The organism is Dactylosporangium siamense (genome assembly GCF_016862795.1).
GTDB lineage: Bacteria > Actinomycetota > Actinomycetes > Mycobacteriales > Micromonosporaceae > Dactylosporangium > Dactylosporangium siamense.
Genome location: NZ_BONQ01000140.1, coordinates 1 through 11377, shown reverse-complemented (window position 1 = coordinate 11377; position 11377 = coordinate 1). Strand labels below are relative to the sequence as shown.

6 protein-coding genes are annotated in these 11377 nt (G+C 71.8%); 2 read left to right on the top strand and 4 right to left on the bottom strand.

Going from position 1 to position 11377, the window contains the following annotated elements:
- Window positions 1–344 precede the first annotated feature (344 nt).
- From Dsi01nite_RS58550 to Dsi01nite_RS44515, 4 genes are all read right to left on the bottom strand, one after another.
- Window positions 345–473: a hypothetical protein gene (locus Dsi01nite_RS58550; protein WP_275423464.1), complete on the bottom strand. Its 129-nt coding sequence runs from the start codon at window positions 471–473 to the stop codon at window positions 345–347.
- A gap of 519 nt (window positions 474–992) precedes the next feature.
- The gene (locus Dsi01nite_RS44525) at window positions 993–3473 is read right to left on the bottom strand and encodes a transglutaminase TgpA family protein (protein ID WP_203852503.1); all 2481 of its coding nucleotides are present in this window, start codon (window positions 3471–3473) and stop codon (window positions 993–995) included.
- Window positions 3470–4768 carry a DUF58 domain-containing protein gene (locus Dsi01nite_RS44520; RefSeq protein ID WP_203852502.1) on the bottom strand — a complete coding sequence of 433 codons (1299 nt, stop codon included), beginning with the start codon at window positions 4766–4768 and terminating at the stop codon, window positions 3470–3472. Before Dsi01nite_RS44520 ends, Dsi01nite_RS44525 begins: the two co-directional genes overlap by 4 nt.
- A 2-nt stretch (window positions 4769–4770) precedes the next feature.
- Window positions 4771–5829, bottom strand: coding sequence for an AAA family ATPase (locus Dsi01nite_RS44515; protein WP_203852501.1), 1059 nt, complete (start codon window positions 5827–5829; stop codon window positions 4771–4773).
- 283 nt (window positions 5830–6112) lie between these two features.
- Here Dsi01nite_RS44515 and Dsi01nite_RS57860 point away from each other — a divergent pair, with 283 nt between their 5' ends.
- Window positions 6113–7954, top strand: coding sequence for a serine/threonine-protein kinase (locus tag Dsi01nite_RS57860; RefSeq protein ID WP_239136637.1), 1842 nt, complete (start codon window positions 6113–6115; stop codon window positions 7952–7954).
- A gap of 299 nt (window positions 7955–8253) precedes the next feature.
- Window positions 8254–11091, top strand: a complete 2838-nt coding sequence (leuS, locus tag Dsi01nite_RS44505; protein ID WP_203852500.1) for a leucine--tRNA ligase — start codon at window positions 8254–8256, stop codon at window positions 11089–11091.
- Window positions 11092–11377: the final 286 nt, after the last annotated feature.

The following is an 11377-nucleotide window of genomic DNA, read 5'->3' as shown; positions in this document are numbered from 1 at the left end:
GCTCCTCGGTCGTCCGCCGCTCCTCGGTCGTCCGCCGCTCCTCGGTCGTCCGCCGCTCCTCGGTCGTCCGCCGCTCCTCGGTCGTCCGCCGCTCCTCGGCCGTCCGCCGCTCCTCGGCCGTCCGCCACTCCTCGGCCGTCCGGCTTGGCTACCTGCGATTGCCATCCCGAGGTGCTTTGGCCCCTCGCCGCCTCGCATCCGCTGCCGCGTCTCGGTGACGGCGCGAAGCGCAGGAGGTGCTCACACGCCTTCACCCCTTCACGTTTTCTGACGAACGTCTGCGCGACGTCCCGGCCCGGGCCCTTCGGCCGACGCCGGCAACGGGCGGTCGAACGGGCGGTCGGTCAGGCGTGATCGAAGTCGTGCACCGGCTGTGGGGGCAGCCAGCCCGCGACTTCGATCACCAGGAAGATCCGCAGCCGGTGCGAACGGCGGGCGAAGTGGCTGATCAGGGCCTCGACAGCGCCGGGCATGCAGGGGGCGTTGCCGGATTTTCGACAAGCCGAAGGATCCCCGGGCGCCCGGCGCCGGAAATCGTTCGGCTTGTTGCGCCATCATCCGCTGGACAAGACCCTGCACAGATCGACGTCGTGGACCGGCGGTCCGGACGGACGGGCACGGGACGACTTCGATCCAGCCGTGAGCGCGCACCGCGACCGCGCACATGGGCCACAGCACGGAAACGGCGGCGCGGGCGAAGCGAGTCCTTCAGGAAGCGCGGGCCCGCGATCACTCCGCAACCGCGGCTGCCTGGAGCGTGCAGGCCAGCACAGCCGCACATCACCTGCAGCGGCCGCGACCCGGCGACCTCGATCTGTGAACCCGGCACGGCAGCGCATCACCACCGCGGCAGATGGACCCGCCCGTGGCCGAATCTCATGATCCGGAAGAGATCGGGCAGCCAGGGGTGCACGAACTCGACCGGATCATGGGTGAGGTCGAGAGCCGCTGACCTTCAGCCCCGCCCTGAACACGGGCGGGGCTGGAGGCGGTTAGCGGTCGGCTCGGCGGGCGACGACACGCCGCACGCTGATGGCTCGCATGAGCTTGTCCCAGCCCTGGCCCAGGCGCAGGGAGGCGGCGCTCGAGTGTTGGGAGGTGGAGGCGCGCCAGCGGCGCAGGACGGACGGGGGCAGGATGACCGCCAGGACGCGGGTCTTGCGGCTGGCCCGGGCGGCGAACGCCGCGCGGACGTCGTCGACCGCGGACCGCAGTTGGCCGCCGGTGAGCGGGTTGCGGGCGTACCGGGCGTGCTCCTCGACCGTGCTGAGAAGGCGGACGCCCTGCTCGGCCCGGTCGCGGAGGCGTTCCTTGGTGACCAGGCGGGTGACGGTCGCTCGTGGGGTTTCGGCGTCGTCGGTCGGGACGTTGTAGTCGACCATCGTGTCGACGAGCTCGTCCCAGGCGTGGTGGGCCTGGGAGCGGGCCGCCTGGTCGTTGGCGACGAGGACCATGACGCCTGGTTCGGCCTTGTCCAGGCTCGGGCCGGGCCCGGGGCCGGGGCCGGCCGCGGACTGCAGGCGGGTGCGTCGGGTCCGGCCGCGGACGAGTGCCGGTGACAGCAGCAGGGCGACGAGGAGCAGGCCGCCGAGGGACCAGCCGCCGGCCACGGCGAGCGACTTCAGCAGCGAGGCGCCGTTGACCGAGCCGCCGACGCCGCCGGTGTCGCCCGGGTTGTTGCCGGGGTCGCTGACGGCGCCCGGGCCGGCGCTGCTGGACGGGTTGCCGTTGGGACGGTTGCGCAGGTTCTCGTCGGCCGGGTCGATGGTGTCGTTGGCCGCGCTGGGCAGGTACGACGTGGCGACCGAACCGCCGATCGCCTGGGACGGGGTGGCGTCGAAGGGGAGCCAGCCGTAGCCCTGGAAGTACACCTCGGTCCAGGCGTGCAGGTTGAAGTTGGTCAGCGTCATGGTCTGGCCCTGGCGGGTCCCGCCGCGGGCGAAGCCGAACGCGACGCGCGACGGGATCTTCGCCTCGCGCAGCAGCCAGCCGAAGGCGGCCGCGTACTGGGCGCAGTAGCCGCGCTTGTTCTTCAGGAAGTCGGCGATGCTGGTGCCGCTGCTGTCGCCGCCGGTGCTGGTGTCGTAGACGAAGCCGTTGGCCTGCGTGAAGTACTCGTAGATCGACTTGACCTTGTCGTACTGGGTGGTCTGGCCCTTGGTGAGCTCGGCGACCTTCTCCTTGACCACGTTGTTGGCCGGCGCGGTCATCATGCCGCGCAGCGCCGCGTCGGTGTCCTTGACGGCGGGAGCCTTGCGCAGGTCGTCGGGGGTGATCTCGGCCCGGGTGTACTCGACCGTGTACTTCTTCTTCGCGGTGGTCTGCTTGCTGGAGAACACGACCGTGGTGCTGGGGTCGAACGACCAGTTGTTGTCGATCTTCTCGAGCTTCGTCGGCCAGGTGTAGATCGGCAGGAAGTAGATCGCCAGCTCGTTGCTGATCTCGATGCTGGCCTTCTGGGTGGTGGTCTTGACCGAGGGGTCCCAGCCGGGTGCGGGCAGGCCGGAGCCGACGGGCTTGCCGCCGGTGATCGGCTTGGCGTTGAAGCCGCGGCTGGTGAGCTCCTCGAGGACGTTGAAGCGCAGGTAGTACGGGTTGGGGTCGTTGCTGACGTTGGTCACCTTGACCATGTCGACGGCCTTGTCCCGGTTCAGCTGCCCGGACAGCAGGGCGAACATGCTGACCTGCTTGCCGTTCTTGCCGCCGGGACCGATCCCGCCGCCACCGCCACCCGCGCCCGCGCCGATCGAGTCGATCACGCCGGCCGGCATGGCGAACGGGAGGAACACCAGCAGCGTCGCCAGGATGCCGAGCGCGCCGAGCCGCTGGCCGGCGGCGGCCAGCGGCGAGGGCTCCCACAGGTCGACGTCGCGGCCGTCGCCGGTGAAGCGGCGGCCGAACCGGCGGACCCGGTCGACGTTGTCGGTGACCAGCAGCCACAGGAAGCCGACGGCGCCGAGCGCGAACGGGATCCAGCTGGTGCTCTCCGTGGTCACGGTGACCGGCACGGAGTAGATCGCGAGCATCGGCAGGCCGGCGAGCGCGGGCCGGCGCAGCACGACGGCGAACAGGTCGACGATGAGCGCGACGACCGCGACGCCGAGGGTCGCCAGGAACAGGAACCCGGGCCGGTCGCCGACCGGGGTCGCGTATTCGCTCATCTCCGTCGACGCGGTGCTCAGCAGCGAGCCGAAGTGCTTGAACGTGCCGGGGGAGGGGATGATCCCGAGATACTCCTCCGAGCTCGAGTTCAGCCAGGTCAGCCCGAGCAGGCCGGCGCCGACCATCGCCGCGGTCGGCGCCCAGGTGGGCGCCCGCAGGCTGCGGACCAGCAGCGCCACGCCGCACATGGCGGCCACGACGAGGAACGACTGGATCGCCCAGGTGCTCTTCTCGAAGACGTTCCACAGCGGCAGTGCCGAGAGGAACGCGGCCCCGGCGGCGATCAGGGTCAGGTGCTTGCGCTGGTTCACCGCACGCCTCCGGCGACGCTCTCCGCCGACGCGGCCCGCCAGGCGAAGCCCTGGGACCCCCGTCCGGCCTGTGGCCACAGTGCGGGGAGTTTCGCACCGTGCGGCACCTCGACGACCCGCCAGCCGCTGCGCAGCAGCGCGAGGGAGGCGACACCGTGTGCCTTGTCGGCCTCCTCGCGGGCCGCGGTCGGCAGGTTGAGCCACGTGGAGGAGTCGATGAACAGGGCGACGCAGGTGGCGTTGTTGGTCCGGAACCCGGCGAGGAGCTCCGCCTCCGCCGAGGACAGTAGCCCGAAGATGCCGATGATCAGGCCACCGTCGCTGCGGCGGCGAACCCGCTCGATGAGCGTGCCGACGTCGCCGCGTTGAGCCAGCCGCACATCGGCGAGCTGGTCCAGCAGGGGGCCGTCGCCGTCGATCTCCGTCGCGTCGACGTCGACACCGGCATCGGTGACCAGGCGCATCTTGTAGCCGGCGTGCCGCAGGTGGACCGCGACGCTGGCGGCGGCCGAGACCGCCCATTCGAAGCTGGCGGTCGGGCCCTCACCGCGGTGCGCGGTGGAGCGGGTGTCCAGCACGACCGTCGCCCGGCTCTCCCACGGCTGCTCCTCACGGCGGACCATGAGCTCGCCGGTGCGGGCCGTGGAGCGCCAGTGGACGCGGCGCAGGTCGTCGCCGTAGCGGTACTCCCGGGTCGCGGCGTCGTCCTCGCCGTGCACGGCCACGGACCGGGCCCGGCTCTCGCCGGAACCGGCGAACTCGCCGGCCAGGCGCACCGACGGCAGCGGCACCACCTGCGGGATGACGGTGAGCCGGTCCACCGACGGGAACGCCCGGGTCAGCTCGCACAGCCCGAACGGGTCGGTGAGCCGCACGACCAGTGGACCGACCTCATACCGGCCGCGGACGTCGGCGCGCACCGTGTAGGCCACGGAGCTGGCCTGGTGCGCGCCGAGCTTCTCCAGCACCAGGCGGGGGCGGCTGCCCAGCGCATACGGCAGCCGGTCCTCGAGCAGCATCGTGCCGGTGGGCAGGCGGGACAGGTTCTGCAGGCGCAGGATGACCCGGGCGCTGGCACCGACCTGGACCCGGTGCGGGTCCAGGGTGCGGCTGCAGGACAGCCGGTAGCGGGTCCGCCCGACGTAGGCGGCCGACAGCAGCGGCAGGGCCGCGAGCAGCACCGCCACCCGGAGCAGGTCCCGCTCGCCGAGGATCAGTGACGCGATGAGGGCCGCTGCGGCGGCGGCCAGGAAACTACGGCCCCGTGTGGTGAGCCCCCGCAGCGCCTCCCGCATGCTCAGCGACCCCCGAACTGCTGCTGCTGGCCACCGCGTGGCGGCGCGGTGCGGGTGTCATACGGCGAACGCGGCTGCCGGTCCGACGGCAGCGGCAGGCGGTGGACCAGCTCGGCGATGATCGCGTCGGTGGTGCGCCGGGACAGCTGGGCCTCGGCGGTCGGGATGACCCGGTGCGCGAGGACCGGCACGGCTAGGGCCTGCAGGTCGTCGGGAAGCACGAACTCGCGGCCTTCGAGGGCGGCGACGGCGCGGGCGGTGCGCAGCAGCTGCAGCGTGGCGCGGGGTGAGGAGCCCAGGCGCAGCTCGCCGGACTCACGGGTGGCGGTGACGATGTTGACCGCATACTGCTTCACCGCGTCGGCGACGTGCACGTCACGGACCGTGGCGATCATCCGGCGGACGGCGGTGGCGTCGGAGACGGGCAGGATGTCGTCGAGCGCGTCGTGGCGGCCGTGCACGTCGAGCATCGCCAGCTCGGCACCCATGTCCGGGTAGCCCATCGCGATCCGGGCGGTGAACCGGTCGCGCTGCGCCTCGGGCAGCGGATAGGTGCCTTCCATCTCGATCGGGTTCTGCGTGGCGATGACCATGAACGGGATCTGCAGCGGATAGGTCGCGCCGTCGACCGTGACCTGCCGCTCCTCCATGCTCTCCAGCAGCGCCGACTGCGTCTTGGGCGAGGCACGGTTGATCTCGTCGCCGACGACGATGTTCGCGAACACCGCGCCCGGCTTGAACTCGAAGTCGCGCGTCTCCTGGTTGTAGACGCTGACGCCGGTGACGTCGCTGGGCAGCAGATCCGGGGTGAACTGGATGCGCCGGACCGAACAGTCGATCGACTTCGCCAGTGCCTTGGCGAGTTTGGTCTTGCCGACGCCGGGAACGTCCTCGATGAGGAGGTGGCCCTCAGCGAGCAGCACGGCGAGCGCGAGCCGCACAGTGGCGGTCTTGCCCTCGATCACCTGCTCGATGTTGGCGACGATCGCATCGGTCGCGGCGCGGAACTCCGGACTGGGTAGCGGCGCCCCGAGCTCCTCGAACGTGCGGTGCCTGGTCAACTGGCCTCCTCGTGTCCTGCTGTGGCCACCGTTAGGTGTAAGACCCGTAGGTGAACCGCCCGGTTGCACGAAAAGGTTGGCAAGCCGAGCCGTCTGTATCCCCTCAGGCTAGCCGGGGAATGAGCGCCGCGCCGCACCGGAAACCGTCATTGCGGACATCACGGCCGTGACTGTCCGCCACGTTTTTCCGGCGGGCCGGCGGCGAGCCGCACGTACCCCCGCAAATGTCCAACAAACGGATCTGCCGAGATGCGGCCGGCCGTGATTGCGGCAGACTGAGGCCGTGGACGAGGGGCAGCTCCTCAACGGTCGCTACCGCCTGGGCGACCGTCTCGGCGAGGGCGGCATGTCGGTGGTGTGGCGCGCCCGCGACGAGGTCCTCGGCCGGTCCGTCGCGGTCAAGGTCCTCGCCGGCACGTTCGCCGCCGACGCCGACTGGCGCCGCCGGATCCGGGTCGAGGCCCGCGCCGCCGCAAGCCTTTCGCACCCAAATGTCACCAATGTCTACGACTACGGGGAAACCGCCGAGGGCCACCCGTTCGTCGTCATGGAACTGCTGCGCGGGCCCACCCTGGCGGAGCGGCTCACGGCCGGCCCGCTGCGCCCCGCCGCCGCCATCCGGGTCTGCGCCGAGGTCGCCGCGGGGCTCGCCGCCGCGCACGCCGAGCGGTTCGTGCACCGCGACGTCAAACCGGCCAACGTCGTGCTCACCCCGGGCGCCGCCAAGCTCGTCGACTTCGGCATCGTCGGCATCCCCGGCGACGCGGGCAGCGGACTGGACGCCGACGGACTCGTCCTCGGCACCCCCGCCTACCTCGCCCCGGAGCGGCTCGTCGGCGACGACGCGGTGCCCGCCAGCGACGTGTACGCGTTCGGCCTGCTGCTCTACCGGTGCCTCACCGGCCGGCTGCCCTGGGACAGCGAGACCACCACCCAGATGCTGCGCTCGCACGTCACGGTCGCGCCGGAGCCACTGCCGGACCTGCCCGGCGTGCCGGCACAGGTCCGCGACCTGTGCATGCGCTGCCTGGTCAAGGCACCCGCGGCCCGACCCTCCGCGGAGGAGGCGGCGGCCGTCCTCGCCGCGGCGGCGGGCGTGTCACCCCGTCCAAGCGCGGAAGAGCTGGATTCGGTACGACCAGCGCAGGCTCCCGTGATCGACGCCGCCGAGGCGGCGGACAGCACGAGCGATGCCACGGCACCCGTCGATGCCACGGTCCTGGTCGTCGCCCGCTCCGGCCCGGCCGGCGCCGAGCCTTCCGGGCACGCCTCATCTTCCAGGGACGCCTCATCTTCCACGGACGCCTCACCTTCCAGGGACGCCGGCGGCACGACCGGCCTCCTGCCCGCGGCCGGTGCCGGGCCTCTCGGGCTCGCCGGGTTCGCGGCCGAGGCCGGCGGCGGTCCGGCCGGCGACGGCACGACCGGCGTGGTGCGCACCGGCGGCCTGCCCGGTGAGGGCGCCACCGACGTGATCGGCGACGACGCCGGCGACCGGCGCCGGGTCCTCGCCGGGCTGGCTGTGGTGATCGCGGTCGCGGCGCTACTGGTGACGTTCGCGCTCAACCGGCCCACCGGCGGCCCGCAGGCCTCGGTCGAGGCGGCCCGAGGCGGCCCGGGCGCCGGCGTGGCGGGCACCGCCACCACCGACCCCGGCGCCACACCGTCCGACACCCCGACCTCCACCGATGCCCAGCTCCCGGCCGTGGACGGCGGCACCCCAGGTGCGGGACCCGGCGCGGGCGGCCCGGGCGGCGGCCCCGGCAACACCGGCAACAGCGGTGCGGGCAACGGCGGCACCGGCGGCGGCAACGGCACGGGCAACAGCGGCAACGGCAACGGCAACGGCGGCCCGGCCGGAGGCACCCCACCGGCCGCGACACCGGCCGCACCGCCGGCCGCCGGCAACCCCGTCCGGCTCGGCACGCTCGGCGGCGTGATCGTCGCCGTGTGCACCGGGAACAAGGTCACCGTCACCGGCGCGGAGCCCGCCGCCGGGGCCACCCTGCTCTCCCTGCAGGGCGGGGCCCGCGACAAGTCCCGGGTGGAGTTCAACCTGGCCGGGGTCCGGCTGCGGTTCGAGGTCAGGTGCGTCGGCGGCGTCCCCGTCGCCACCCCCGACTGAGCCCGCGCCGCGTCCTGCCCCCGCCCCCGACCGCGCCGCGTCCTGCCCCCGCCCCCGACCGGGCCGCGCCGCGTCCCGCTGCCGCCCCGACTGAAACGCGCTGCGTTCGCGGCGGCACCCTGCGGTACACTCCGAGACATGACACGGGCTGTCCGGCTTCTTAGTGAGCCGTGCTGACGCACTGACTGCGTCCGCACGGCGACCCCTCCTGCGTGAGGGGTTTTTTCATGCCCGGACAATGACGCCGGGCCACGTTGAATCCCGAGACATCCGGCGAGACCGAAGGCGGCGAAGAGCTCATGAGCGAGGCAGTGACCGACGGAGCGGTCGACATCCCGCCCTACCGATACACGGCGGGCATGGCGGCGGACATCGAGGCATGCTGGCAGGACTACTGGTCCGAGCACAGCACCTTCTACGCGCCCAACCCGACCGGCCCGCTCAGTGACCCGAACCACCCGCGTGCCGGCGCGCCGAAGCTGTACGTGATGGACATGTTCCCGTACCCGTCCGGCTCCGGGCTGCACGTCGGTCACCCGCTGGGCTACATCGGCACCGACTGCTACACCCGGTACTTCCGCATGGCCGGCTACAACGTCCTGCACCCGATGGGGTTCGACGCGTTCGGCCTGCCCGCCGAGCAGTACGCGGTGCAGACCGGCACCCACCCGCGGATCACGACCGAGGCCAACGTCGAGCGGTACCGTGGCCAGCTGCGCCGGCTGGGACTGGCCTACGACGACCGCCGTAGCGTCGCCACCACCGACACCGAGTTCTACCGCTGGACCCAGTGGATCTTCCTGAAGATCTTCAACTCGTGGTTCGACGCGGACTCGCAGAAGGCCCGGCCGATCGAGGAGCTGATCTCCGCCTTCGCCTCCGGTGAGCGGGCCGTGCCCGACGGCCGCGCGTGGGCGGACCTGACGCCGGTCGAGCGGCGCGAGGTCATCGACGACCACCGGCTGGCGTACATCTCCGAGGCCCCGGTCAACTGGTGCCCCGGCCTGGGCACGGTCCTGGCCAACGAGGAGGTCACCCCCGACGGGCGCAGCGAGCGGGGCAACTTCCCCGTGTTCAAGCGCAGCCTGCGGCAGTGGATGATGCGGATCACCACGTACGGTGACCGGCTGCTGGACGACCTGGACCGGCTGGACTGGCCGGAGAAGGTCAAGACCATGCAGCGCAACTGGATCGGCCGGTCCCGCGGCGCGCACGTCGACTTCGCCACCGACGGCGACGAGCCGATCCGGGTCTTCACCACCCGGCCCGACACGCTGTTCGGCGCCACGTACATGGTGCTGGCCCCGGAGCACGAGCTGGTCTCCTCGCTGATCCCGGCCGCCTGGCCCGCCTCCGTGAACGAGCGGTGGACCGGCGGGCACGCCACCCCGGCCGACGCGGTCGCCGCCTACCGCGCGTTCGCGGCGGGGAAGTCCGACGTGGAGCGGCAGGCCGACGCCAAGGAGAAGACCGGCGTCTTCATCGGCGCGTACGCCGTCAACCCGGTCAACGGTTCGCGGATCCCGGTCTTCATCGCCGACTACGTGCTGGCCGGCTACGGCACCGGCGCGATCATGGCGGTCCCGGGCCAGGACGAGCGCGACTGGGCCTTCGCCGAGGTCTTCGACCTGCCGATCATCCGCACCGTGCAGCCGACCGACGGTTTCGACGGCAAGGCCTTCACCGGCGACGGCCCGGCGATCAACTCTGCCTTCCTGGACGGCCTGGGCGTCACCGAGGCCAAGGCGAAGATCATCGACTGGCTGGAGGAACGCGGCCACGGCGTCGGCGCCATCACGTACCGGCTGCGCGACTGGCTGTTCAGCCGCCAGCGGTACTGGGGCGAGCCGTTCCCGATCGTCTACGACGCGACCGGCCTGCCGATCGCGCTGCCCGAGTCGATGCTGCCCGTCGAGCTGCCCGAGGTGGAGGACTTCTCGCCGCGGACGTTCGACGTTGACGACGCCGACAGCGACCCGGAGACGCCGCTGTCGCGGGCCAAGGAATGGGTCGAGGTCACCCTGGACCTGGGCGACGGGCCGAAACCGTACACCCGCGAGACCAACGTCATGCCCCAGTGGGCCGGCTCGTCCTGGTACGAGCTGCGCTACCTGGACCCGGCGAACCAGGACCAGCTGGTGGCTGCTGACAACGAACGCTATTGGATGGGCCCGCAGAAGCCCGGCGACGTCGGCGGCGTGGACCTGTACGTCGGCGGTGTGGAGCACGCGGTGCTGCACCTGCTGTACGCCCGGTTCTGGCACAAGGTGCTGTTCGACCTGGGCTACATCAGCAGCGAGGAGCCCTTCCGGAAGCTGTTCAACCAGGGCTACATCCAGGCCTACGCCTACCGCGACGACCGGGGCACCCCGGTGCCGGCGGAGGAGGTGGAGGAGCGCGCGCCCGGACAGTACTACTACAAGGACGCTCGGGTGCAGCGCGAGTACGGCAAGATGGGCAAGTCGCTGAAGAACGTCGTCACGCCCGACGAGATGTGCGAGCGGTACGGCGCCGACACCTTCCGCGTGTACGAGATGTCGATGGGTCCCCTGGACGTGTCCCGCCCGTGGGAGACCCGGGCGGTCGTCGGCGCGCAGCGCTTCCTGCAGCGCGTCTGGCGCCTGGTCGTCGACGAGCAGACCGACGCCACCCGCGTGGTGGACACCGCGCTGGACGACGAGACCCGCCGCCTGCTGCACCGCGTCGTGGACGGCGTCCGCGTCGACATCGAGGAGATGCGGTTCAACACGGCGATCGCGAAGCTGATCGAGCTGACGAACCGGGTCACCCAGATCTCCGCCGCCGGCGCCCCCCGCGAGGTCGTCGACCCGCTGGTGCGCATGGTGTCGCCGTTCGCGCCGCACCTGGCCGAGGAGCTGTGGCAGCGGCTGGGCAACGACTCGTCGATCGCGTACGCCGACTTCCCGGTCGCGGACCAGGCGTTTCTGGTCGCGGACTCGGTGAAGTACCCGGTGCAGGTGAACGGGAAGGTGCGCGGCACGTTCGAGATCGCCGCCGACGCGGGGGAGGACGCGGTGCGCGAGGCCGCCCTGGCCGAGGTCGCCGCCCAACTGGCCGGGAAGACCCCGAAGAAGGTCATCGTGGTCAAGGGCCGGATGGTCTCGATCGTCGTCTGACCCGCTTGCACGATCGAACAGCGGATCCGGGGCTTCCCCGGGTCCGCTGTTCGCTGTCGTGGTGTTGAGGCCGAGCGGTGTCGAAGCCATCCAGGGCGACCAACCTACGACTTCGATCACGGTTGGCACTGATCGAAGGCGCGGCCCCGCCCGTCCGGGGCGACCACGGCCGACTTCGATCACCGCCACTCGTGATCGAGGTCGTGGATTGGCCGCTCCGGGGCGGCTTGGATCGACTCGGCCGTGATCGAAGTCGTGGATGGGTCGTCCGGGCGGCCGCGGGGCG